At 63.9% G+C, this 23797-nt stretch carries 20 protein-coding genes and 3 tRNA genes; 16 read left to right on the forward strand and 7 right to left on the reverse strand.

Features of this window, described 5'->3' with window-relative positions:
* Nucleotides 1–117: 117 nt before the first annotated feature.
* From ACOGXC_RS01235 to ACOGXC_RS01260, 6 genes are all read left to right on the forward strand, one after another.
* Nucleotides 118–309 (forward strand): hypothetical protein, encoded by a 192-nt coding sequence (locus ACOGXC_RS01235; RefSeq protein WP_419918917.1) that lies wholly within the window; start codon nucleotides 118–120, stop codon nucleotides 307–309.
* 31 nt (nucleotides 310–340) lie between these two features.
* The gene (locus ACOGXC_RS01240) at nucleotides 341–3406 is read left to right on the forward strand and encodes an Eco57I restriction-modification methylase domain-containing protein (protein WP_419918918.1); all 3066 of its coding nucleotides are present in this window, start codon (nucleotides 341–343) and stop codon (nucleotides 3404–3406) included.
* Between the two features lie 149 nt (nucleotides 3407–3555).
* A complete protein-coding gene (locus ACOGXC_RS01245) occupies nucleotides 3556–4875 on the forward strand; it encodes a hypothetical protein (protein WP_419918919.1) in 1320 nt (439 codons plus the stop codon).
* Nucleotides 4872–5585 (forward strand): hypothetical protein, encoded by a 714-nt coding sequence (locus tag ACOGXC_RS01250; protein WP_419918920.1) that lies wholly within the window; start codon nucleotides 4872–4874, stop codon nucleotides 5583–5585. The genes ACOGXC_RS01245 and ACOGXC_RS01250 overlap by 4 nt, the downstream gene beginning before the upstream one ends.
* A gap of 41 nt (nucleotides 5586–5626) precedes the next feature.
* Nucleotides 5627–9037, forward strand: coding sequence for a helicase-related protein (locus tag ACOGXC_RS01255; RefSeq protein WP_419918921.1), 3411 nt, complete (start codon nucleotides 5627–5629; stop codon nucleotides 9035–9037).
* Nucleotides 9038–9136: 99 nt separating this feature from the next.
* Nucleotides 9137–9688, forward strand: coding sequence for a Panacea domain-containing protein (locus ACOGXC_RS01260; RefSeq protein ID WP_419918922.1), 552 nt, complete (start codon nucleotides 9137–9139; stop codon nucleotides 9686–9688).
* Between the two features lie 56 nt (nucleotides 9689–9744).
* On the opposite strand, the gene ACOGXC_RS01265 is transcribed toward ACOGXC_RS01260, so the two are convergent.
* The 4 genes from ACOGXC_RS01265 to ACOGXC_RS01280 form a co-directional block, all read right to left on the reverse strand.
* Nucleotides 9745–10740: a nucleotidyltransferase domain-containing protein gene (locus tag ACOGXC_RS01265; protein ID WP_419918923.1), complete on the reverse strand. Its 996-nt coding sequence runs from the start codon at nucleotides 10738–10740 to the stop codon at nucleotides 9745–9747.
* Between the two features lie 179 nt (nucleotides 10741–10919).
* A tRNA-Phe gene (locus ACOGXC_RS01270) sits at nucleotides 10920–10995 on the reverse strand.
* Nucleotides 10996–11008: 13 nt separating this feature from the next.
* Nucleotides 11009–11083 (reverse strand) — tRNA-Asp (locus ACOGXC_RS01275).
* A gap of 81 nt (nucleotides 11084–11164) precedes the next feature.
* Nucleotides 11165–11237, reverse strand: a tRNA-Glu gene (locus ACOGXC_RS01280).
* A 74-nt stretch (nucleotides 11238–11311) separates the two neighbouring features.
* On the opposite strand from ACOGXC_RS01280, the gene ACOGXC_RS01285 reads away from it, so the two are divergent.
* Both ACOGXC_RS01285 and ACOGXC_RS01290 read left to right on the forward strand, forming a co-directional pair.
* Nucleotides 11312–11827 (forward strand): NfeD family protein, encoded by a 516-nt coding sequence (locus ACOGXC_RS01285; RefSeq protein WP_419918924.1) that lies wholly within the window; start codon nucleotides 11312–11314, stop codon nucleotides 11825–11827.
* A gap of 10 nt (nucleotides 11828–11837) precedes the next feature.
* The gene (locus tag ACOGXC_RS01290) at nucleotides 11838–12776 is read left to right on the forward strand and encodes an SPFH domain-containing protein (RefSeq protein WP_419918925.1); all 939 of its coding nucleotides are present in this window, start codon (nucleotides 11838–11840) and stop codon (nucleotides 12774–12776) included.
* A gap of 78 nt (nucleotides 12777–12854) precedes the next feature.
* Here the strand turns inward: ACOGXC_RS01290 and ACOGXC_RS01295 are convergent, their stop codons facing one another.
* The 3 genes from ACOGXC_RS01295 to ACOGXC_RS01305 form a co-directional block, all read right to left on the reverse strand.
* Entirely contained in the window at nucleotides 12855–13346 is a 492-nt protein-coding gene (locus tag ACOGXC_RS01295) for a DUF2017 family protein (RefSeq protein WP_419918926.1), read from the reverse strand.
* Nucleotides 13347–13421: 75 nt separating this feature from the next.
* Nucleotides 13422–13730 carry an ATP-dependent Clp protease adapter ClpS gene (gene clpS / locus ACOGXC_RS01300; protein WP_419918927.1) on the reverse strand — a complete coding sequence of 103 codons (309 nt, stop codon included), beginning with the start codon at nucleotides 13728–13730 and terminating at the stop codon, nucleotides 13422–13424.
* Nucleotides 13727–14728: a COX15/CtaA family protein gene (locus ACOGXC_RS01305; protein WP_419918928.1), complete on the reverse strand. Its 1002-nt coding sequence runs from the start codon at nucleotides 14726–14728 to the stop codon at nucleotides 13727–13729. The genes clpS and ACOGXC_RS01305 overlap by 4 nt, the downstream gene beginning before the upstream one ends.
* A gap of 122 nt (nucleotides 14729–14850) precedes the next feature.
* On the opposite strand from ACOGXC_RS01305, the gene ACOGXC_RS01310 reads away from it, so the two are divergent.
* The 8 genes from ACOGXC_RS01310 (at nucleotide 14851) to ACOGXC_RS01345 (ending at nucleotide 23783) form a co-directional block, all read left to right on the forward strand.
* Complete coding sequence (locus ACOGXC_RS01310) at nucleotides 14851–15903, forward strand: heme o synthase (protein ID WP_419918929.1); 1053 nt, start codon at nucleotides 14851–14853, stop codon at nucleotides 15901–15903.
* Between the two features lie 205 nt (nucleotides 15904–16108).
* The gene (locus ACOGXC_RS01315; protein ID WP_419918930.1) at nucleotides 16109–17806 is read left to right on the forward strand and encodes a cbb3-type cytochrome c oxidase subunit I; all 1698 of its coding nucleotides are present in this window, start codon (nucleotides 16109–16111) and stop codon (nucleotides 17804–17806) included.
* Entirely contained in the window at nucleotides 17806–18402 is a 597-nt protein-coding gene (locus ACOGXC_RS01320; RefSeq protein ID WP_419918931.1) for a cytochrome c oxidase subunit 3, read from the forward strand. The genes ACOGXC_RS01315 and ACOGXC_RS01320 overlap by 1 nt, the downstream gene beginning before the upstream one ends.
* A gap of 7 nt (nucleotides 18403–18409) precedes the next feature.
* Nucleotides 18410–19255, forward strand: coding sequence for a hypothetical protein (locus ACOGXC_RS01325; RefSeq protein ID WP_419918932.1), 846 nt, complete (start codon nucleotides 18410–18412; stop codon nucleotides 19253–19255).
* 75 nt (nucleotides 19256–19330) lie between these two features.
* Nucleotides 19331–20596, forward strand: coding sequence for a cytochrome c oxidase subunit II (coxB, locus tag ACOGXC_RS01330; protein WP_419918933.1), 1266 nt, complete (start codon nucleotides 19331–19333; stop codon nucleotides 20594–20596).
* A 58-nt stretch (nucleotides 20597–20654) separates the two neighbouring features.
* Nucleotides 20655–22670, forward strand: coding sequence for a cytochrome c oxidase subunit I (gene ctaD / locus ACOGXC_RS01335; RefSeq protein ID WP_419918934.1), 2016 nt, complete (start codon nucleotides 20655–20657; stop codon nucleotides 22668–22670).
* Between the two features lie 4 nt (nucleotides 22671–22674).
* The gene (locus ACOGXC_RS01340) at nucleotides 22675–23343 is read left to right on the forward strand and encodes a cytochrome c oxidase subunit 3 (protein ID WP_419918935.1); all 669 of its coding nucleotides are present in this window, start codon (nucleotides 22675–22677) and stop codon (nucleotides 23341–23343) included.
* An 8-nt stretch (nucleotides 23344–23351) separates the two neighbouring features.
* Nucleotides 23352–23783 (forward strand): cytochrome C oxidase subunit IV family protein, encoded by a 432-nt coding sequence (locus tag ACOGXC_RS01345; RefSeq protein WP_419918936.1) that lies wholly within the window; start codon nucleotides 23352–23354, stop codon nucleotides 23781–23783.
* Nucleotides 23784–23797 lie beyond the last annotated feature (14 nt).

Below are 23797 nucleotides of genomic sequence, written 5' to 3' on the forward strand. Positions count from 1 at the left end.
TCAGGCAAAGGACGACAACCCCGATCGGTGCAACCCTGGCCTGTTTCAACATCCTTAGTACTTTCACGGTACCTCCCTTAGCTCTCGATTTGACCACCATGCCATGGTGGCTGAAGTGTGGCTGACGCTCACCTCAACCTCATTGTAACGGGCAGGTATCGCGAACGAGTCGAAAATCCTTTTCAAAAAGTGACAACTTTTTTGTCACTTTTTGAAAAGACAGGGGTGGTATATGAGGCTGCATGGGGGGTGGGATTGTCGCTGCTTCCCTGCTGGGCCATCCTGTCACTGGTGGGGTTTGGCGGCTAGTGTCGCTGCTGGCTGCTAAGGTGCCGACCTTGTGGATCGCTTCCTGATCGACCGGAATCCCGTCAACTGGGCAGCACCGGAGGGGTTTCCGCCGGCGCTGACCCCGGCGGGTGCGTTCTTCCAGGATGTGTCCAACGGGTTGGAGGTGGTGCTGGTTCGGGCCTCCAGCAAGCCCACCGCCGCCGATATGCGCAGGGGCTGGTTCAAACGCCGGGAAAGGCGGCCCAGCCCGGTGCTGCTGGTGGCGTTCTATCCCGGCGGCGATGGTGAACTGGTGACGTTGTGCGGTCCGGTGGGCGAGCAGCCGGTGGTGCATTACGGCATCGAGGTAACCCAGGCCGAGCGTTTGGCCGATGTTGCGCTGAGCGAACCCAGCCATCATGCCGCCACCCGGTTCTTGCTGGCGGCCCTGCCCGAGCTCGACTCCCCGTTCCCCGGGCTGCGCAACCTGGGTCTGTTGGCCACCCAGGAGTTGAAGGCGGGGGTGCCTCAGCGACCGGACTGGGACGAGGCCCGAAGGAAGGCTCAGCCGTTGCTGGCCCGGCGGGCTCGCCGGCTGGTCGAGGGACTGGGGTTCCAGATCGAGCCCCTGGTCAGCAACGCCTCGAAATTGATCGTGAACGGTCGTGACCGTGCGGTTGCGGTGTTCTGCGAGGATGACGAGCCCTTCGAGGCCCCGTCCCGCCGGTTCGACACATCACCGGTGTCACGAGCCCTGGCTCTGGCCGACCGGGAGAACATCGATTGGGTCATACTCACCCGAGCCTCCGAGATACGCCTCTACAGCTCGAAAACCAGCAAGAGTGTGGGGGGGAAGGGCCGAGCCGAAACCTTTGTCGAGGTGAACCTGACGCTTTTGCCCCGCGACCTGGCCGGATACCTGCAACTGCTGTTCTCCGCCGAGGCCCTGGCCGATGGGGGCACCCTGGACGAGATATTGAACAAGTCGAGGGACTTTGCCGCCGACCTGGCGGTTAGGTTGCAAGAGCGGGTGTATCGCAAGACGGTTCCCGCGCTGGCCAACGCAGTGGCTGCCCGGCTTTCGCCAGGACACCCTGGGGGTGAGCAGGTTTTGGGTGAGGGTGATCTGAGCAATGCTGGTAGGCAGGTGTTGAGCGAGGACGACCTGAATCATGCTTACGAGCAAGTGATGGTGATCCTGTTCCGGTTGCTATTCGTGGCCTATGCCGAGGACAAGGATCTTCTGCCGTACCGCACCAACGATGAATACGCCAAGAACTCCCTGTCGCAGCAGGCTCGCCATCTGGCCGAGCAATCACGCCATGGCCCCATCGGCTACGACCGGCACGAAACCGGCTTGTGGGATCGCGTGAGCAGGCTCTGGCAGGCGGTCAACGAGGGCAACGCCGTTTGGGGGGTGCCCGCCTACAACGGCGGCCTCTTCAGCGCCGACCCCGCGGCCAGCCGGTCGGGGGCGGCCATAAGCAGGCTCACCCTGACCGATGCCGAGTTCGGCCCCGCTCTGGAGGCGGTGCTGGTGGACGAGGGGCCCGAGGGTGTGGGGCCGGTGGATTTTCGCTCGCTGTCGGTGCGGGAGTTCGGCACCATCTACGAGGGTTTGCTGGAGTCGAGGCTGTCGGTGGCCCAGGACGACCTGACCATCAAAACCATCAAGGGCGATGAGCAGTACGTGCCCGCCGCGGGCGACGACGAGGTGGAGGTGGAAGTTGGCTCGGTGTACTTCCACAACTCCTCCGGCGCTCGCAAGGCCACCGGTTCGTACTTCACCAAGCCGTTTGCGGTCGAGCACCTGCTGGATCACGCTCTGGAACCGGCGCTGGATGACCACATTGCCCGGCTGGAGGAGCTGCGACTTCAAAATGATGATGCCGGCGTGGCCGAGGCTTTCTTCGACTTTCGCTGCGCCGACATCGCCATGGGCTCGGCCCACTTCCTGGTGGCGGCGGTGGATCGCATCGAGGCCCGGTTGTCGGCCTGGCTCACCCTCAACCGAGCTCCTGCCATCACCGAGGAGTTGAAGCGGTTGCGCCGAGCTGCGGTCGATGCTCTGGGCGACTTGGCCGACGGGGTGGAGATCGAAACCAGCTCGCTGCTGCGCCGCCAGGTGGCCCGCCACTGCGTGTACGGCATAGACAAGATACCGGTGGCGGTGGAGTTGGCCCGGTTGTCGATCTGGATTCACACCTTCGTTCCCGGTCTGCCCCTGTCTTTCCTCGATCACAACCTGGTACGCGGGGATTGCCTCACCGGAGTGGCCTCGATTGACGATGCCGCCGCCGCGCTGATGCCGAAACAGAAAAAAGCCGGTGAAGCCGGTTACACACCATCGCTGTTCGCCCGGCAATTGGAGCAATTGCTGGAAGGATGCGGCGAGCACCTGGCCAAGCTGGGACGGCTCAACGATGCCAACAAGGCCGAGATCGATGCCGCCCGGCAAGCCAACGAGGCCGCCCGCCAAGCAGCCGCACCGGCCTCCGCGGTGTTCAACGTGGTAACCGCGGTGCGGGCCGGGGCCATCCAAATCCCCAAAGAGTTCGACTTCACCCCCGAGAAGGTGGCCGCGCTGGATGCTACCTCCAAGGTTCAGGCTGAGGTACAAAGGTTCATCCCAGTGCACTATCCAGCCGTCTGGCCCGAAGTATTTGCCCGGGGCGAACGCAGCGGCTTCGACTGCCTCCTGGGCAACCCCCCGTGGGAGAAGGTTGTGGTGGATCGCAAGGTGTGGTGGGGGATGCATTTGCCCGGTGTACGTTCTTTGCCGACGGCTCGCATGCGGATGGAAATTGATACCCTGGAAGCGCGGCGTCCCGATCTGGCCGAGGTGTTTGAGGAAGAGAAGGAGCGAGCCGAAGCGTTTAAGAAACTGCTGCGGGCCACGTTTCCCAAGTTGGGCTCGGGCCAGACCGACCTGTACAAGGCGTTCTCTTGGGCCAACCTCGGACTTTGCCGCTTGGGGGGCCGCATCGGAAACGTGCTGCCCCGCACGGCGGTAGCCGACGCGGGCATGGCTAACTGGCGCAACGAAGTGCTTGGGGTACCAAAGGGTACCAAAGGGTACCAAAGGGTACCAAAGGGTACCAAAGGGTACCAAAGGGTACCAGCAACAATCTCCTAGTCTACCTCTCACTGGCGACCCTTATCAACCACAAGGGCTGGGTGTTCGACGGGGTTCATCACTCCTACACGGTGGCGCTGGTGTCGGTCACTCGGTGCTCTCAGTTGCCACCTGCCTCAACACCAAGCAGTGGGGATTCGATGGGGTGGATGGCCGATACACCTTCGCCCTTGTCACCGCGCGCAGACGGAACCCCAGAAGCGAGCCCTGGAGGTGGCTTTGAGGGCGACCCTGACGAGGCATGCGTAGCCATATATCCCGGCCCGGCCGGCTCGCTGGCTCATTTTTGCGAGTTGGTAGACGGCAAACCTGAGTTGATTCCGGTTTCTGAGTTTGTTAGATGGTCGAGTACTGCGGCGTTTCCCCTAGTGCCCTCTCGCCCGGCATTTCGGGTATGGCGCAAAATAAAGCAAAACCCGCGTTTTGATGGTGCCGATCTTCCGTCAGAACGCGCTGAAGATCTCTCTCTCTCTCTCTCTCTCGAAAGTTCCGGCGGTGGAGACTTCGACCGATCCAGGGAGACTTCAACACAACCATCGACCGGCACCGGTTCCGCGGAGACGATGGAAAATCCGTCCGGTCGCAGAGTTTCATGCCACCCACGACCGGGATCGATTCGTGAACGACGATGGGGTTTCCGCCCGGTCCGCGAGTTCGATGCCACCCGTGACAGGGGCTGGTTCGTGAACGACGATGGTGGGAAAGCTCAGGCTGAAGCTGATTGCCTGACTCTGGTTACGGTTTGGCCGGTGTACAAAGGTGAGTCGTTTGACTTATGGCAACCCGATACCAGTAAGTTCTACGACAGTGCTGATGTCGAGAGCGTTGTAGCCCATCTTCAGACCAAGCGGCTGGCACAATCAAAAACTCGGCGGTCGGCGTTTGCCCAACAAGACGAGGCAACCATCAACGATTCCACCACCCTGCCCTGCCTCCACCCTCGTATTGCTTTCCGTGACGTAACCAACCCGACCAACACGCGCACAATTGTTGTTGCTTTGGTGCCCGGCAATCGGGTGATCGTGCATTCGGCTCCATACTTGCTGCTGGTTGAGGGCACCGTGGTCGACGAGGCTTACGTTTTGGGGGTGCTGTGTTCGATGATCTGCGATTGGCAAGCTCGGCGCACGGTGGAACTGCACATCACGTTTGAGCAGCTCAACGCGCTGTCCATTCCCGATCCAGGGGCTGGGCATCCGGTTCGGGATCGGGTGGCGAACATTGCCGGGCGGCTGGCTGCCACCGACGAGCGCTTTGACCAATGGGCCGCTCAAGTGGGGGTGCCGGTGGGGTCGGTCACCGACGAGGCAACCAAACAAGACCTCCTCGCCGAACTGGACGCTTGCGTGGCCCACCTTTATGGCCTCGACGAAGCCGACTTGGGTGTGATCTACGACACTTTCAGCCGCACCGTTGACTATTCCGACCGCCACGCCGCAGTAATCGACCACTTTAGGAGGATTTTATGACCGACGGACGGGTGAAATGCCTTGACGGGAGCCTGGTGTATGTGCACCAAGATGCCGAGACCGTGGAGGTTGTAGTTAGGGGGTACAAAGTCACCATGACCCTGGAAGCAGCTTCTCAGCTCAGCCAGCTCTTGGTGCCTGATCGGCAAGCGCCAAAGCAACCCGCACCCTCAAAGACCTCAGAGTCAAGACCCCTCAAAAGGGCAGCACCAACAAGGGTAAGCCGGTCGCGTGGCAGTATCGCTGAACTGCTTGCCGAGGGGCTTTTACCACCGCTCAGCATTTTGATGGCATACCATCAAGGCAAAGATTACGAAGCGTTGGTGACCGACGAGGGAAGATTGATAGTGGACGATAAGGAGTTCGATACCCCATCGGCCGCTGCTATGTATGCGTTGGGTCGTCAATCTTGGAACGGCTGGACGTTTTGGCATTTCGACGGGATACCTATATCCAACCTCCGGTGGAGACTGCGGGCCAAACACTTTACGAATGATCAATCTGATATTTCTGATTCATACCGAAATGAAAAGCAGAGTGTCATAAATCGGTGGATGGAGTGGGCTTTGAAGCGAGGTTTCAATCCTGGAAACAGAGATGAAGACACAGTTGAGAGATTCCTCAACGAATGGGAGTACTCCCCGAGCACGCTGAATAGTTACCGCCGGCATCTCAACGAGTGGTTTGACATTTACGACCCGATAACATGAAACCGGCGCAGGCAAGCCGGCCGAACCCCACCTCAAGCGGGGTGGAAAAACCCGAGCTGGCGGTAAACCGGCATGAGCACACGGTGGCTGGGGCGCTCAATGGGTTCATAAACCACGCCACCACCGGGTTCGTGGGTGGGGCGGGGGTGGACATTGCCACCGCTTACTTCAATGTGGGGGGCTACTCGCTGCTGGCCGATGCGCTGGATGGGGCCACCGGGGTGCGGTTGCTGCTGGGGGCCGAACCCACCCAGCCCGAAAACCGCCGGCGGCACCTGCAAGTCGAACCGGTGCAACCGGAGCGGGCCGAAAGAAATCGGCTGCGTGCGGCCCTGGATGGCCACGAGCAGAACCTGCGCATCGAGCGCGACCACTTGGGTTTTACCGTTGAGGCCGATGCATCGGCTCGCAGGCTGGTGGGGTGGTTGCGGTCGGGGCGGGTGGAGGTGCGGCGGCTGGAGGGGCGGTTCCTGCACGGCAAGGCCTTCTTGGTGGGCGACCGCTCCCACGGGGTGGTGGCCGGGTCGTCCAACTTCACCTACGCCGGGCTGGCCACCAACCTCGAGTTGAACCTGGGCAACTACTCGCCCCATGTGGTGGGCCAGGTGCAGGACTGGTTCGACGAGCTATGGGCCGAGGCGGAGGAGTACGACCTGGCCGCCCTGTTCGAGGTCCGCTTCGAGCCCCACGCCCCGCAGCTCATCTACCTGCGGATGCTGTGGGAACTCTACGCCGGCGAGATCCGAGACGAGGCCGAAGCCGAAGGCCACCCCAATGTTCACCTCACCAAGTTCCAGGACGATGGCGTGTGGCGGGCTCGGCGCATACTGGAAGAGCATCACGGGGTGCTCATTGCCGATGAGGTTGGCCTGGGCAAGACGTTCCTGGCCGGAAGGCTGATAGAGGAGGCAGCCCTGGAGCGTCGCCAGCGGGTGCTGGTGATCGCCCCGGCCACGTTGCGGGACGGGCCGTGGCGGGCGTTCAGGACCGAGCACAACCTGCCCATGGAGCTGCGGTCGTATGAGGATATGGCGGGCGACCGGCGGCTGAACCCCGAACACGCCGATGCCTGCAAGCTGGAGGCCGAGATCAACGACTACGCCCTGGTGGTGATCGACGAGGCTCACAACCTGCGCAACCCCGCCACCCAGCGGGCCGAGGCCTTGCGCCGCCTGCTGGCCGATCCGCACCCCAAGAAGCTGGTGATGCTCACCGCCACTCCGGTGAACAACAGCCTGTGGGACCTTTACCACCTGCTGGGCTACTTCCTTCGCAACGATGCGACTTTTGCCGACGCGGGCATCCGCTCGCTGCGCGATCACTTCGCCCAGGCCATGGCCTACAACCCCGACGACCTCACCCCCGAGCACCTGTTCGATGTGCTGGACGCGGTGGTGGTGCGCCGCACACGATCGTTCGTCAAGCGCTACTACTCCAGCGACACGATCCGGGTGGAGGGCAAGGACACGCTGGTGGAGTTTCCCACTCCCAGGGTGAGGAAGGTCACCTACGATATTGACGAGGTGATGCCCGGCTTCTTCGCTCGCTTCGCCCATGCCCTCGACCCCCAGGCCGGCTCGGAGGAGGTTGAATCCGGATCCGGCGATGTCGAGCCTGGCTCGGAGGATGCTGAATCCGAATCCGATGCCGAATCCGAAGATCCCGGCACTCTCACCCTGGCCCGGTACGCGCCGTCGCAGTACCGGATCGACCAGGAGGCCGAAGCCTACGAGACGCAGCTCGCCGGCCTGCTGCGGTCGGGGTTGCTGAAGCGCTTCGAGTCTTCCCCCCACGCTTTTGCGGAAACCTGCGAGCGGATGGCCAGGAGCCACGACGCGTTCCTGACGCTGCTGGAACAGGGTCGGGTGGTCACCGGCGAGGTGCTGGCCGATTGGATTGCCGCCGATTCCGACGAGTTCGACAGCGAGCAGTCCGACACCCACCGGGGCGGCGTGATGGGCCCGACCGAGGATGCCGGCAACTACGACCGGGAGCGCCTGCGAGCCCATGTGGACCGGGATCGGGTTCTGCTGCGGGAGTTTGCCGCCGAGGCTCGCAAGGTCAGCCGAGCGGACGACCCCAACCTGGCCGTGCTGGTGGAGGAGTTGGCCGACATTGCCGCTGAGGCCGAGAGGCAGGGCATCGGAGAAGGCAACACCCGGGATCGGCGCAAGGTGCTGATCTTCAGCTACTTCACCGACACCGTGGAGTGGATCTTCGAGCACCTCGAGCGGGTGGTGGACACCGATGAGCGCTTGGCCGCCTACCGGGGTCGCGTTGCCTGCATCACGGGGGCCTCCCGCACCGCAAGCCACGAGAGGGAGAAGGTGCTGTTCGGGTTCGCCCCCCGCACCACCCAGGCCCCCGGCGATTTCAACGATGATCTCTACGACATTGTGGTTACCACCGATGTTCTGGCCGAGGGGGTGAACCTCCAGCAGGCCCGTCACATCATCAACTACGACCTGCCCTGGAACCCGATGAGGTTGGTGCAACGCCATGGTCGTATCGACCGCATCGGCTCCAGTCACTCCGAGGTGTTCCTTCGTTGCGTGTTTCCCGACAGCCGCCTCGATGATCTGCTGGGGTTGGAGGAGCGGCTGCACCGCAAGATCGCCCAGGCGGCGGCCAGCGTGGGGGTGGGCGAGGTGCTGCCCGATCAAGCCGCCCGGGCCGACATCAACTTTACCGAGACCCGCGAGGAGATCGAGCGCATCCGCAACGAGGATGCCTCCCTGTTCGAGCGGGGCAGCACCAGCCGGGGTGCGCTGTCGGGTGAGGAGTTCCGCCAGGAATTGCGGGCCGCGTTCGAGGATTCCGGCCTGGCCGAACGGATCGAATCCTTGCCGTGGGGTTCGGGGTCGGGCATGGTCGCCGGCGCTCCGGGCTGCCGGCCGGGCTATGTGTTCTGCGCCCGGGTGGGGGATCATCCCAAGCCGCAGTTCCGCTTCGTGCCCACCGGCACCCATGCCGACCAGGACATATTGAGTGAGACGCTGGCCTGCCTGGATGCTGCTCGGCCCCCTGAAGGTTTCGACACGGCCCGCCGGTTTGACGATGCCACCCTGGCCGGAGCGTTCGCAGCCTGGGACGAGGCCCGGGCCGACATCGTAGCGAGGTGGAACCATCTGGCCGACAAGGCCAACCTGGAACCCACGGTTGCGCCCCGCCTGCATCGGGTGGCCGAGGTGCTGCGACAGCATCCACCACCAGGCATCAACCAGGAGGACATCGACAGGGCCATCGACACCATCCGCGCCCCCTACCCCGAACGCACCATCCGCACGCTCCATGCGGCGATCACCACTATCGACGATCCGAAACAGCAGGCGCAGAACATCCTGAGCGTGATCAAAACCCTCGGACTCCAACCCTACGAAGCCCCCCAACCCCTGCCCGAGATCGCCCCCGAGGACGTGAACCTGGTCGCCTGGATGGCCCTAGCCGGCTAAGCCCCCTCCCCTTACTGCCGACGGGTGGCCCTGGTTCGCCCACCGCCCCCGGAAGGGGCGCGGCTGCAACTGTCGCACCCGCGGCCTACCATGGGTGACATGGGTTTCGCCTACAACGCCAACAAGTTTGTCGAGATGGTGCTACATGTCGCTGACCTGCTGAAAGAGGACAGATATGGAGGGGCTACGAAGCTCAACAAGGTGCTGTTCTTTGTGGAGTTCGAGCACCTGCGCCGTCACCACCAGGTCATCTCCGGGTGCGAGTTCCAGAAGCTTCCTCATGGACCAGCACCTCGCCAGTTGAAACCGGTGCGTGATCAACTGATCGAGTCCGGAGAAGCTAAGTTGGTCCAAGAGGAATTTCTTGACAAGACACTAGACAGACTGATACCCCTGCGATCCGCGAACCTCGCATTGTTCAGCAAAGATGAAATGCAGACCATTTCGGAGGTGGTAGACAGTCTCAAAGGTATAACCACGGCTGGGGTAAGCGAACTCTCTCACCAGGAGCCGGGTTGGCAGCTCGCTGAGGAAGGAGAGACCATCCCTTACTCTGCTGCATTTTTTAACTGCCCACAGGTCCGAACTCCGACCACTGATCGACTATTGGATTCGGTGGCTAAACGGTACGGGCTCGTGGCGGATAAGTGACCCTCGAAGTTGTTATTAGCGATCTTGTTGCCACCAAGATCGCATTCCTGTATGGCTCAGAAGGGTTCGCTGGCCATTGCCAAACCGATCCGGTTAGTGCAGAGGCGGGCTTGAGCCAGGCGTCTGGCCCAGTCGGGTCTCATCGGGATGCCCTGTTCGCTGGTTGCTTGTTCGATTATGCCGGTGGCCAGGTCCACTATCCGCTGAGCACACCGGGCAAGATTGCTGGCAATTTCCTCGGTGGGGTGCTGCCATTCCTCAGCTTCGCTGGGGTAGTTGGACAACATGTGGTAATCCACGATGATGTTCTGGGTGGGCAGGGTGATGGGGCGGAGGAGCTCTGCCGCGGCATCTCGGTACCGGGGTTCAACCAGTTTGACCAGATCGTGGAGCTGGTGCGTCTTGTAGTCCCAGCCTCGGTACAGATCTTCGGAGGGGGTGGTGCTGGTGGCGTGGATGATGGACTTCAATCCGTGTTCCACGGCATCGTGAGCCTGACCACACAGTTTCCAGAGCCGCCCTTCGGTGGCTTCGTGCAAGTCGGCCGGGTCTCCCGATGATCGAAGCTGCTTCTCGCGCCCGGTTCCGGTGTACAGGAGCTCAACCACGTCGAGCGAGTTGATCGCATGGTTCAAAGTGTTGACTGCTTCGGCCATGTCCATGTCGGCCAGCCCGATTGCCTTGTTCCAGTCAACGCTCACCGGCGGACGATCCAGCAAGGTTACAGCGCCATCGGCAAAGACCCTCTCGAAAGTGGTCAGCATCCTGGTTGTGCGGTGGCACCATTCCGGCCGGTCGGTGACGAAAACATTGGCCCGCCGACCCGAGACTCTCTCGGCTTTCTGCCGTAGCTCAGCGGCTGTGGACCTACGGGTGGAGTAATCACCCAAGTCGTCGAAGATCGCCACCAGGTCGATGTCGCTCCCCGGGGTTTGCTGGTCACGGGAGACCGAACCGTGCAGCAGCACACATCCCGCCCCGGCATCGGCCAGCACCGCCGCGGCCCGTTGGGCATCCGCCAAACCGGGTAAGGATTGGGAAGCAGCCGCCATAACCGCACTCTACCGGGGGAAGGCTTACCGGCGGGTTGGATTCAAAGCTGGGGTGGGGCGAGAACCGGCGGGTTGGATTCAAAGCTGGGGCGGGGCGAGAACCGGCGGGTTGGATTCAAAGCCGGGGCGGGGGGAGAACCAGCGGCCCGGAGCGGGGTTGGGCAACGCTCCGGGCCGGGTGGTGGTCGGGACCGGCGTCGATCCGGTGACCTTCCGCTTTTCAGGCGGACGCTCTTCCGACTGAGCTACCCGACCGTGTTCTGTTGTGCGGTCCCGACGGGATTTGAACCCGCGACCTCCGGCTTGACAGGCCGGCGTGCACTCCAAACTGCACCACGGGACCATATTGTGCTGCCCCTGGAGGCAGGTTTGCTGCGCTGCCCTGGAGGGCGGTCGCCCACAGGCAAGGGCCTGCAAAGTGTAGCACCCCCAACGGGATTCGAACCCGTGTTACCGCCTTGAAAGGGCGGCGTCCTAGGCCGCTGGACGATGGGGGCTCTCGACCTGCTGAGACCGACACACGATAGCAGCCATTGTCGGTGGTTATCCCATCGAATAACGGCTAGCATCAGTGGCACAGGTACCGAGTAGCCGCAACAGGGGAGGCAAGGGCTTGGAGCACGAGATCTGGCGCTGGCTTTGGACAGGCACGGCGGTGGTGTTCTCGCTGGCCGAGGTCATAACCGCCGGCTTCTACCTGCTCCCCTTCGGTATCGGAGCAGCGGCCGCCGCGGTGCTGGCCTGGGTGGGTGCCCACATCTTGTTGCAGTGGCTGGCGTTCTTGGTTGGCAGCGTGGCCAGCTTTATCTACCTGCGCCGGTTCGTGAGGCAACAGAACGAAGGGGAGCAGCCCCGAGTGGGTGCCAACCGGCTCATCGATGCCTCCGGCAAGATCATCGAGCAGGTGGATGAGCACGCCGAGACCGGTAGGGTTCGGATAGGGGGCGAGGAGTGGTTGGCCTCCGCTTCCGAGGTGATTGAAATCGACACCAGGGTGAGGGTCACCGAAGTCCGCGGCACCCGCCTGGTGGTTGTCCCCTTCCCCCGAGAGCAAGAATCCGGGAACCCGGAAACCAAAGAAAGCTAGGTATTCAGCCATGGAAGCTGTCATAGCCCTGTTCGTGATCCTCGTGGTCGTGGGGATCGTCATTGCCGCGCTGGGTCTTCGCATCATCCGCCCCTACGAGAAGGGGCTGATCGAGATGCTGGGGCGCTACCAGCGCACGGTGGACTCCGGCCTGCGCTGGATCCTCCCGTTCGTCAAGCGCCTCAACAAGGTGGATATGCGGGAGCGGGTCATCGACGTGCCCCCCCAGGAGGTCATCACCAAGGACAACGTGGTGGTCACGGTGGACGCGGTGATCTTCTTCGAGGCCACCGACCCGGTGAAGCTCAAGTACAACGTGGGCAACTTCCAGCTCGCGGTCACCAAGCTGGCCCAGACCAACTTGAGGAATGTGATCGGTGATCTCGACCTGGACGCTGCGCTCACCTCCCGGGAGCTCATCAACGGCAAGCTGCGTGAGATTCTCGATGATGCCACCGACAAGTGGGGCACCCGGGTGGTTCGGGTGGAGATCCAGCGCATCGATCCCCCGCCCGACGTGACCGAAGCCATGCACCGCCAGATGAAGGCCGAGCGGGATCGCCGGGCCGTCGTGACCGAGGCCGAGGGTGACAAGCGGTCGGCCATCCTGCGTTCCGAGGGTCTCAAGGAGAGCCAGATCCTGGAGGCCGAGGGCGAGGCCGAAGCTCTCAAGCGGGTAGCCGATGGTGAGCGCTACCAGCGGGAGACCGTGGCCCTGGGCGAGGCCAATGCCATCGAAAGGGTTTTCGGGGCCATCCACACCGGCGATCCCACCCCCGATCTGATCGCCATCCGTTACCTGGAAGCCCTGAGGTACGTGGCCGATGGCAACGCCACCAAGATCTTTTTGCCCCTCGACACCAGCGGCCTGACCAACGCCATGGCCTCGCTCTCCGAGATCGCCCGAGCCGGCCAGGGCGATCCCGCTTCCCGACCGGCCGAGGAGTAGTCGGGAGCCTCATCCCCCGGCGGTATCGGCCTCTCGCCGCTTCCCGACCGGCGGAGGAGTAGTCGGCGGTCAGGGGGGTTACAGGTCGGAGGCCGATGCCTCCACCAGGTTTTCCAGCAGCCAGCCCAGGTAGTAGTAGGCCGATAGGGCCACCGATTCCGGGGTTTTATCCTCGGGGTCGGGCAACTCTGATGCGTCGTCAAGTTCGTCGGCCTCGCCGACCTCCAGGCGGGTGCCCAGCACCAGCCGGATATCGTTGACCGTTCCTATCCACGCCGCCAACTGCTCCCGGTTGATAACGGTGGCCTCGGCCAGCTCTCCCACGGTGTCCAGCCGGGCCAGTCGCTTCGACACCAGCTCATCGCGCACCAGCGCCCGGTAGTCGGCCTCGGCCTCGGGATCGTCGGGCCGAGCGGTGGGAAATAGCCGGATCAGCGTTTCATGGTCGGGGTTGCCGGCCAGCATGGCCCGCAGTTGGGGGACAACGGTGGTAACCATCGCTCTCTCGTTCTTGGACAGGTTCAGGCGGTAGGTACCGTCCCCGTTGGCCTTCACCGGCCGTCGTGCCATCAGTCGTCCCGCTGTTTTACTGGCCGTGGTGGTGCCATCAGTCGTCCCGCTGTTTTACTGGCCGTGGTGGTGCCATCAGTCGTCCCGTTCCATGGTGGCCCACAGGCCGTGTTCGTGCAGGCGGAAAACGTCCATCTCCGCTCTCTCCCGGGGGCCGTCGGAAACAACCGCCCGACCCTTGTGGTGAACATCCAGCATGAGCTGGGTGGCTTTCTCCTTGCTGTAGCCGAACAGCTTCTGGAACACGAAGGTTACGTAAGACATCAGGTTTATGGGATCGTTCCACACGATCACCTTCCACGGCCGGTCGGGACGCACATCAATATCGCTGGTGGGCCTGAGTACCTCCGAAGGGGCAGTCTCAACCGGTGCCGCGGGTGTCATGCCGGTACTACCCGGGTTGCGTAGCCGCCATCGGTGGCAGCATCGGTGGAAGCATCGGTGGTCGCTCTCATGGTGAGCCAGAAGAACACAGTGGCAATCCACAGTAGAGCAGCGCCGGCAATGTGTGCTCCCACCAGCAAAACCGGTACGCCGGTGAAGTACTGCACGTATCCGATCAACCCCTGGGCCAGGGCCACCCCCAGCACTGCCCGCCCCCAGAACTGGGTCCGTTCGGGGGCTTGCCGTTTGTGCAGCCACCACACCAGTGCGGCCAGAACCACCAGCAGCACCACCACCGAGGTGCCATGAACCCGGGCCACGTCCCGCACCGCCACGTCGATCCGCTCGGCATCCTCGTCACCGCCGTGGGGGCCGGCCCCGGTGACGATGGTTCCGGTCACGATCACCACCGAGGTAACGGCCACGACACCATTGCTCAGCCACCGGCGGTTGCCCAGCCACCGGCGGTTGCTCAGCCACCGGCGGTTGCCCAACCACTGGCGGTTGCTCAGCCACTGGCGGCGGGATCGGGGCGGGTTCGGTGGTGGATTCTCGGCGCAGGCTCGCCAGTACAGCACCGCGGCGTTCCACAGCAGCACCATCGACAGCAGGAAGTGGCCGATCACCAGAACGGGGGGCAACTCGTACAGCACGACCAGGCCGCCCAGCACGATCTGGGCCAGAACCCCGGCCACCAAGCCCCACGACAGCCACACCAGATCCGACCGCCGCGGCACCCGCCAGTGGGAGCCCAGCACGGTGGCGATGACGATGGCCGACACCAGCCCGGTGATGAGCCGGTTGATGAACTCGATCATGGCGTGGACTTCCAGGGGAGCCACGAGCTGGTCGTTGTCGCACGCCGGCCAGTCGGGGCAGCCCAGCCCCGATCCGGTGAGCCGGACTGCGCCCCCGCTCACAATGATTAACGTCAAGAGGGCGAGCGCCCCGATGGCGATCCTGCGGTAGGCAGCGGGATGAACTCGGGGCCGGATCACGTCTCGAATTGTAAAGGTCACCGGTGACAGGCGGTCATCTACCTCGAATTGTAAAGGTCACCGATGGCAGGCGGTCATCTACCTTGGCCTGGTGTCCGTGGAAACCGTACTCTGGGTGGGTCATGGGTCCTGCCCGCCTGCCCACAGGTAGCCGTACACGAACCGCCGCGCCGAACTCCGGTAGCCATACACGAACCGCCGCGCCGAACTCCGGTACAGGGATCGGCCCGGCCCGCTCCTTCCCCCGCTCCCGCCAACGGGTGAGCCCGCCCCGCCCCTCCCCCCGCCAACGGGCCCGCCAGTGGGTAAGCACGGCCCGGGCCTACGTGGCGCTCACCAAGCCCCGCATCATCGAGTTGCTGCTGGTGACCACCGTGCCAACCATGGTGGTGGCCGAACAGGGCATCCCCCCGGTGTGGCTCATGGTCGCCACCATTGCCGGGGGAACGCTGGCCGCGGGTGGGGCCAACGCCATCAACATGTACTTCGACCGCGACATCGACCGGCTGATGGAGCGGACCAAGAACCGACCCCTGGTGACCGGAGCGGTTGCTCCCCGCCGAGCCCTGGTTTTCGCCCTGGTCCTGGAGGGGGCGGCCTTTGCCTGGCTTTGGGGGTTCGTGAACCTGCTCAGCGCGGTGCTGGCCGTCTCGGCCACTGCTTTCTACGTGTTCGTGTACACGCTGTGGCTCAAGCGCACCTCCTCCCGCAACATCATCATTGGGGGAGCGGCGGGAGCCGTGCCGGTTCTGGTGGGTTGGGCCGCGGTCACCAACAGCCTGGATTGGGCACCGCTGGTGCTGTTCGGCCTCATCTTCTACTGGACCCCGCCCCATTTCTGGGCTCTGGCCATCCGCTACCGGGACGATTACCGGGCCGCCGGCGTGCCCATGCTGCCGGCAGTGGCCAGCACCCGCACCACCGCGGTGCGAATCCTCGGCTACACCGTGATCTTGGGGGCGCTGTCGGTGCTGTTCAGCGCGGTGGCCGAGATGGGGTGGGTGTACCTGGCCACCGCAGTGGTTCTGGGTGCCGTTTTCCTGCTTCTGGCCGTGCAGGTGCTGCGCACCCAGAAGGCCGCGGCGGCGATGCGCCTGTTCTCCTACTCCATCACCTACATAACCCTGCTGTTCGGGGCCATGGTGGTGGATCAGGTGGTTCGCACCGGTGTTTGATGCGAGATATGGCCGGGGCGATGTGCGATGGTTGGGTTTGATGCCCAGGTTCGATGCGATGGTTGGGTTTGATGCGAGATATGGCCGGGGCGATGTGCGATGGTTGGGTTTGATGCCCAGGTTCGATGCGATGGTTGGGTTTGATGCGAGATACGGCCGGGGCGATGTATAAGGTTCCGTCCCGAACCTGCCTTCGTGGAGCACGATGACCCTCACCGAGACGAGGCCTGAAACCGAAGCGCCTGAAACCGAAGCGCCTGAAACCGAAGCGGTTGCGGCAGGCGGCGATTCTGGGCTGTTGCCCCAGCCGCCGCCCGCCGGCTGGACCCCGCCCACCGGTTTGGCCGGCATCCTCAGCACCGGAGACCACCGGGTCATCGGTCGGCTCTACGTGGTGTTCTCCCTGCTGCTTTGCGGTTTGGCCCTCACCCTCGGCATCCTGCTCGGCATCGAGCAGGCCGACATCGACGGGGGGTTCGGGGTCTTCGGCGATGCCAACGAGCTGTTCCAGGTTTTCGGCCTCTACCGCACCACGCTGATCCTGTGCGGGCTGGTGCCGCTGTTCTTGGGCCTGGCCACCGTGATCGTGCCCCGCCAGCTCGGTGCCTCCTCGGTGGCCTTCCCCCGGGCCGCGGCCGCCGCCTTCTGGACCTGGCTGGTGGGGGCCGTAACCCACATCGTGGCCACCTTCGCTTACGGCGGCCTGGGCTCGCTCGGGGCCGGTGCGGCCCGCGTCCAGTCGGTGGAACTCACCGTGCTGTCGCTGGGGGTTATCGGTATCGGCCTGCTGGCCGGAGCCGGGGTGGTGTTCACCACCGTGGTCACCCAGCGCCCCGCCGGGATGGATCTCCTGCAAGTGCCCGCCTTCTCGTGGTCGATGCTGGTGGCCACCGGGGTGTGGCTGTTCTCCCTGCCGGTACTGCTGGCCAACCTGGTCATCTCCTGGGTGGATATGCGGGGTACCGGGGCCGAGGGTTTCGGAACCGGAGACGCTCCCTTCCAGCAGGTGGCCTGGGCGTTCGATGCTCCCCAGGTGTACGCCTGGACCATTCCGGCGCTGGGCATCGTGGCTGAGGTGTTCACCGCCGCCCACCGCAGCCGTCCCAGGATGTTCGAACCCATGGCGGTCATAGTGGGGGTCTTCGGCTTCCTGTCCTTCGGGGCCTGGGCCCAGAGCTTCTTCGACAGTCCCGATCCCCGGGCCACCGATGCCCATGTCGTCACCGACGAGGTGCTGTTCACCGCTTTCGGCCTGGGCATCGCCCTGGTGGTGCTGGCCTATGGCGGGTGGCTGGCCTACAACGCCGTTGCCTCCGGGCAGCGCCCCCGGATTTCCCCGCAGTTCGCCCTGGTGACATCGGCGGTGGTGTTGCTGACAGCGGCGGTGGTGGCCGGCGTGCTGCGGGTGGCCGAGCCCGCGTTGGGCGTACTGCGGGAGGCCGACGGGGACATCTGGCGGGGGTTCTTCGATGCCATGGACGACCTGGGGGGCTCCAGCCTGGTTACCGGCATGATGAACTTCGCGGTGCTGGCCGGTCTTCTGGCCGCAGTGGGAGGGCTATACCACTGGGGGCCCCGGATGCTGGACCGGCCCCTGAACGCTCCCCTGGGGTTCCTGTCGGTGGTGCCCCTGGCCGGTGGGGCCATCCTGGTGGGGCTCACCGATGTGCTCAGTGGCTTTTTCGATCAGCCGGCCGAGCCCTACGGGGTGGGCAACCCACCCTACGGCCCCCGATCCTTCGACCGTATCGATGCTCTGGGCTTCGTGGAGTTCCTGAACGTGATCGGGCTCATCGGTTATATCGCCGTTCTGGGCGGTTTGGTGCTGGTGGTGCTGAACCTGGTTCGCAGCCTGGCCGGACCCGAAGTGGGGGTCGCTGCCGACCGGGGGGTGGAGGTCTGATGGCCGACATCGCGGTCGGGACCCCACTCGCTGCTCCGCTGCCCCGCCAGCGCACCCTGCTGGTGGGTACGGTGTTCGCCACCGCGGCCTCGCTCATGTACTTCGCCACCCTGCTGGGGGTGTACCTGAGGGAGCGGGCCGACGCTATGGCCTCCGGTGCCGACTGGATCCCGTCCAGTGCCGACATCCAACTGGCCCCCCCCACGGTGGCGGCGTGGACCATGCTCATGTCGGTGGTCACCATGCAGTGGGCGGTCTATTCCATTGCTCGGGACGACCGTCCCCACGCCATCCTGGCCACCGGGCTGACAACCCTGTTCGGTTTGGCGGTGGTCATCCAGACATCATTCCAGTACACCCAGATGGGTTTGGTGGCCGACGAGTCGGTCGCCGCCGTACTGATCTACACCATTTCGGGGTCGCATCTGGGCATGATCGCCATCGGCCTTTTGTTCATGTTCCTCATGGCCTTCCGGGCGCTGGGGGGCCAGTACAGCAGCCGCCAGACCGATGGTTTCGTGGCTGCCTCCATCTACTGGTACGCCGTAGTATTCGTCCATGTCGTCATCTGGACGGCGATCTTCGTGTTGAAGTAGGCCCGCCGTGCTGACCCCCGGATTTCGACTGTTCTTCGGTTTCTTCTTCGCGGCGGTGGCCGCCGCTGCCGTCTACGGTGTGGCCAGCGGCAGCGCGGGGGAGACCGAGTACTTCGCGGTGCTCAACGTCGAGACCTGGGTTGGGGTGCTCAGCCTGGGCTACAAGGGCGGCATCGGCGACCACGTCGGGTATGCGGTGTTGATGGGCTTCGCGGTGCTGTCCGCACTGGTGGCCCTGTTCCTGGTCGTGTTCCGTGACACCGATGCCGAGTCGGTGGGCGAGTTGATGGACGGCGGGCAGATCCCCCAAACCCAGAACGACCTGGAGGCCAACTACTGGCCGGCGGTGTCCGCTCTCGGGGTGGGGGCCATGATCGTGGGTTTGGTTACCCATCCCACAATCTTCGTCATAGGGCTGGTGATCGTCGGGGCGGCCATCTTCGAGTGGATGCTGGCCGCGTGGGCCGATAGAGCCACCGCCGATCCTGCCATCAACCGCAACCTGCGCAACCGCATCATGCGTCCCATCGAGTATCCCGTCACCGCCGCGCTCGGGGTGGCCGTTCTGGTGCTGGCCCTTTCCCGGGTGCTGCTGACCGTCTCCAAGTTCAGCGCGGTCATTGTGGCCGGTGCGGTGGCCACCGTGATCTTTTTCATCGCAGTGGCGTTTGCGATGGCCCCCCGGATCAGCCGGTCGGTAATCGTCGGCACGGTGGCCCTCATCTGCGTGGGAGTCCTGGTGGCCGGGGTTATCACCGCGGCCATGGGGTCACGCGATTTCCACCCTTTCCACCACGAGTCCCCCGCATCCGAGCACGGGGAGTCCCCGCTCGACCATGGGGAGGCAAAGTGATGGTCCCCACACCATCCAGGGCATCCAGGGGCGGTGTCCGGTGAGCAGCAGGCTCAAGTCGATGGGCGGTGTCCGGTGAGCAGCCGGCTCAAGAAGCTGGTCTGGCTGTCTAGCCTGTTGCTGGTGGCCGGTACTGCGGCCCTGATCGTGATCAGCATCGTGGTTACCGATGACCACCCGCTGTCCACCCTCTCGCCCTCCGGCCGCCAGGGTCGGGACATCGCCCAGCTCATCAATCCCATATTCGTGGTGGCCGGCGTGGTGTTCTTCCTTATCCAGGGGGCGGTGCTGGCGCTGTGGTGGCGTTACCGGGTGTCGGGCTCCGACACCGGTGACGGCGAGCACGGCTACTACGAGGACGAGGAGTTCCCCGAGCAGGTCCACGGCAACAACCGCGTGGAGGTGGCCTGGACCATCGTGCCGACCGTTCTGCTCGCGGTCATCTCGGTGTTCACCCTGGTGGCCCTGTTCGCCCTCGACGATGTGGAGGCCTCGGGAGAGGACATGGTGGTAACGGTGATCGGCCAGCAGTGGTGGTGGGAGTACCAGTACCACTTGGACGGTGACACCACCACCCCGCCCGATTTCGTGACCGCCAACGAGCTGGTCATCCCCGTCGGGGTGGACGTGCCCCTCGACATCAAGTCCCGGGACGTGATCCACTCCTTTTGGATTCCCAAGCTCAACGGCAAGAAGGACGCGGTTCCCGGCCGTTCCCACGACTGGGTTATCCAAGCCGATAAACCGGGCCGCTTCCGGGGCCAGTGCACCGAGTTCTGCGGCCTGTCCCACGGCTACATGAAGATGGTGGCCGTGGCCCTGGTTCCCGATGAGTTCGAGGAGTGGAAGGCCAACCAGATGACCCCGGCCGAGGATCCCCGCCAGAGCACGGTGCCGGGGGTGGCCGCGGGCTGGGAGGTGTTCGGCCAGCAGTGCGCCAACTGCCACGTGATCACCGGGGTCACCTCGCCGGCCAACCGGGGCGGCGAGAGCACCACGCCCGATGGCTGGGACATCTACGGCGAGTTCAACGGTGGTGATGCCGGCACCTACACCGACGAGTTGATCGCCGGGGCCGCTCCCAACCTGACCCACCTGATGACCCGGGGGACGTTCGCCGGGTCGATGTTCGACCTCTACCTGGATGCCGGCGACCACGTTCCCTACCTGGATCTGCCCACCGGAGCCACGCTCAACCGGGGCGAACTGGAGGCCTGGATATACAACGCCCCCGAGCGCAAGCCCGCCGATGCCGAAAACCTCCGGGGCATGCCCGCCCGCACCAGCCTCAGCCCCCAAGACATAGACAATGTCGTTGCCTTCCTGTCCACCCTCGACTGATTGTGATCGTGCCGATGGCTGCCACCCGCAAATCGCATAACGTTGATCGGAAGAACCGGTGACGGTCACCGACCGGAGGGTCACTCCCGGCGGGGAGACCCTCGCGCTGCCGGCGGGTCCCGCGGTTGCCCACCGTCCCCTCGGGGTGTTCTCCCGGCCCCGGGGCAGCGAGGGGTGGCAGAGCTGGCTGTTCACCGTGGACCACAAGCGCATCGGCATCATGTACGGTGCTGCCGCCCTGTTCTTCTTCCTGGTGGGCGGGGCCGAGGCCCTATTCATCCGCTTGCAGTTGGCCACCCCCAACGGCTCGGTCATCGGGGCCGGCACCTACAACGGCGTGTTCACCATGCACGGCGTGACGATGGTGTTCCTGGTGATAATGCCCATGGCTGCGGCCTTCGCCAACTACCTGCTCCCCCTCCAGGTGGGGGCCCGGGACGTGGCCTTCCCCCGCCTCAACGCCTTCAGCTTCTGGTGCTTTCTGGCCGGTGGGGTGCTGCTCACCTCCTCGATCTTCATCGGCGGCTGGTTCCAGAACGCCCCCGATGGTGGCTGGTTCAACTATGCCCCCAACAGCGGACTTCCCTTCTCACCCTCCAAGGGCATCGATTTCTACGCCGTCGGCCTTCAGATAACCGGCATCGCCTCGCTGGTCAGTTCCATCAACCTGATCGTCACCGTGTTGAACATGCGCACGCGGGGCATGAGCTTCTTCCGGATGCCGGTGCTCACCTGGATGCTGCTCATCACCCAGTTCCTGTTGCTGTTCGCCCTGCCGGTGATCACCGTGGCCCTGTTCCTTTTGATGTTCGACCGGTTGTGGGGCGCGAACTTCTTCAACGTGGCCGCGGGGGCCGACCCGCTGCTGTGGCAGCACCTGTTCTGGATATTCGGCCATCCCGAGGTGTACATCCTGATCCTGCCCGCCTTCGGGATCGTGTCGGAGATCATCCCCACCTTCTCCCGCAAACCCATCTTCGGCTACCACTTCATGGTTGCTTCCGGCATCGCCATCGGCTTCATGGGCTGGGGGGTGTGGGCCCACCACATGTTCACCTCGGGGGTCGGCCCGCTGTCGGTGGCTGCGTTCTCGGTGTCCACCATGTTCATAGCCGTACCCACCGGGGTAAAGATCCTCAACTGGCTGGCCACCATGTACCGGGGCCGGATCCGGTTCACCACCCCGATGCTTTACGCCGTCGGCGTGGTATCCATGTTCACCATCGGCGGGTTGTCGGGGGTCACCCACTCCATCGCACCGTCCGACACCCAGCAGACCGACACCTACTACATCGTGGCCCACTTCCACTACGTGATCTTCGGCGGGGCTCTGCTCGGGCTGTTCGGGGGCTTCTACTTCTGGTGGCCCAAGGCGTTCGGCTACAAGCTCAGCGAGGCTTGGGGCAAGGCCAGCTTCTGGGTGATGCTCATAGGCTTCAACTTCACGTTCGGTCCCATGCACATCCTCGGACTCCAGGGTATGTCCCGGCGTATCGCCACCTACCGGGCCGATGAGGGTTTCACCCTGTGGAACGCGGTGGCCACGGTGGGGGCGTTCGTGATCGCCATCGGTGTGGCCATGTTCTTGTGGAACGTGTACGCCAGCACCCGGAACTGGCGGCGAGCCGGCCGGCCCGATGTGGGTCCCGACCCGTGGGACGCCCGGGGCCTGGAATGGATGACCGCCTCGCCGGTGCCCGAGCACAACTTCGACCGGGAGATCACCGTGGAGAGCCAGGACGAGTTCTGGCACCGCAAGTACGGTGTGGATGAGAACCACCGGGTGGTCAGGGTCGCATCCGCGGCCGACATCGCCCACGACGGCAGCAACACCAATGTGCACCTGCCCTCCCCGTCGTACTGGCCGATCGTGCTGAGCGGGGGCATCCTGCTGGTGGGTTACGGCATCATCTACAACCTGTGGCTGGCCGCCGCCGGGCTCGTGCTGCTGGTGGGGGCCATTTACGGCTGGATCCTGGAGCCCGCCGACGATCCCGATGCCGGCGACCACCATGACCACGACGAGGGTGGTGGCAACCACCTCGAACCCGAGGAGGCAGTGACCGTTGGTTGAAACCATGACTGCGGATCCAACGATCACCGGGGTTGACGATCCCGCCGAGGGGCACCGCGACGAGACCGTCGGCCCCCTCACCGAGGAGCACCCCCACGAGGGGCACCACACCAGCACCGGTCTCTCCAACGAGAAGCTGGCCATGTGGGTGTTTCTGGGGTCGGAGTGCCTGCTGTTCGGCGGGTTGCTCTCCACCTACATGTTCAACAAGGGGCGTATCGGCCCCGACGACATCGGCCCCGACGACGTGTTCGACATCCCGTTCACTTCGGTCAGCTCGTTCGTGCTCCTGATGAGTTCGCTGACCATGGTGTTCGCGGTGTCGGCCATCGCCCGGGGGGATATCCGGGGCAATCGCATCTGGTTGGCCACCACCGCCGCGTTGGGAGCCATCTTCGTGGCCGGGCAGGTGTACGAGTTCACCGACTTCTACGAGCATGGCCTCGGCTTCACCACCAACCTGTTCGGATCCTCCTTCTATACGCTGACCGGTTTCCACGGAGCTCACGTAACCATCGGCATCATCATGCTCATGTCGCTTTTGGTGATGTCGTTTCGGGGCAACCTCTCCCAGGATCGGGCCGAGAAGGTGGAGATCATCGGCCTGTACTGGCACTTCGTCGATGTCGTCTGGATCGTGCTCTTCACGGTCGTGTACCTCTTCCCCCAATAGGACCCGCCATGGCCACCGTTATTCCTGAGTCCTCCGGCGACCACGCCACCGTTATTCCTGAGTCCTCCGGCGACCACGCCACCGTTGTTCCTGAGTCCTCCGGCGACCACGCCACCGTTGTTCCCGAATCCTCCGGCGACCATGCATCGGGTGGCGGTCACGCCCATCCCAGCGACTGGCTCTATGTCAAGGTGGCCATCGCCCTGGCGCTTCTCACCGCCTTCGAGGTGTTCACCTACTTCGAGACCGTGCACGGGTGGGGTGACACCGCCATCATCGTGATGCTCGTGGCCATGATGCTGCTCAAGTTCTTCCTGGTGGTGGCCTTCTTCATGCACCTGAAGTTCGATGCCCCCATCTTCTGGAAGCTGTTCGTTTTCGGCCTGATACTGGCCATGGCGGTATACATGGTGATGCTCACCGCGTTCCGCTTCTGGTAGACGGGCGGCAACCC

Source organism: Candidatus Poriferisocius sp., from assembly GCF_965202595.1.
Classification (GTDB): Bacteria; Actinomycetota; Acidimicrobiia; order Acidimicrobiales; family Bin134; genus Poriferisocius.

Coding starts and splice junctions, on each gene's coding strand:
- ACOGXC_RS01245 (WP_419918919.1), top strand. CDS start 3,556: ATGGCCGATACACCTTCGCCCTTGTCACCGCGCGCAGACGGAACCCCA.
- ACOGXC_RS01250 (WP_419918920.1), top strand. CDS start 4,872: ATGACCGACGGACGGGTGAAATGCCTTGACGGGAGCCTGGTGTATGTG.
- ACOGXC_RS01260 (WP_419918922.1), top strand. CDS start 9,137: ATGGGTTTCGCCTACAACGCCAACAAGTTTGTCGAGATGGTGCTACAT.
- ACOGXC_RS01265 (WP_419918923.1), bottom strand. CDS start 10,740: ATGGCGGCTGCTTCCCAATCCTTACCCGGTTTGGCGGATGCCCAACGG.
- ACOGXC_RS01290 (WP_419918925.1), top strand. CDS start 11,838: ATGGAAGCTGTCATAGCCCTGTTCGTGATCCTCGTGGTCGTGGGGATC.
- ACOGXC_RS01295 (WP_419918926.1), bottom strand. CDS start 13,346: ATGGCACGACGGCCGGTGAAGGCCAACGGGGACGGTACCTACCGCCTG.
- clpS (WP_419918927.1), bottom strand. CDS start 13,730: ATGACACCCGCGGCACCGGTTGAGACTGCCCCTTCGGAGGTACTCAGG.
- ACOGXC_RS01310 (WP_419918929.1), top strand. CDS start 14,851: ATGGGTCCTGCCCGCCTGCCCACAGGTAGCCGTACACGAACCGCCGCG.
- ACOGXC_RS01315 (WP_419918930.1), top strand. CDS start 16,109: ATGACCCTCACCGAGACGAGGCCTGAAACCGAAGCGCCTGAAACCGAA.
- ACOGXC_RS01320 (WP_419918931.1), top strand. CDS start 17,806: ATGGCCGACATCGCGGTCGGGACCCCACTCGCTGCTCCGCTGCCCCGC.
- ACOGXC_RS01340 (WP_419918935.1), top strand. CDS start 22,675: ATGACTGCGGATCCAACGATCACCGGGGTTGACGATCCCGCCGAGGGG.
- ACOGXC_RS01345 (WP_419918936.1), top strand. CDS start 23,352: ATGGCCACCGTTATTCCTGAGTCCTCCGGCGACCACGCCACCGTTATT.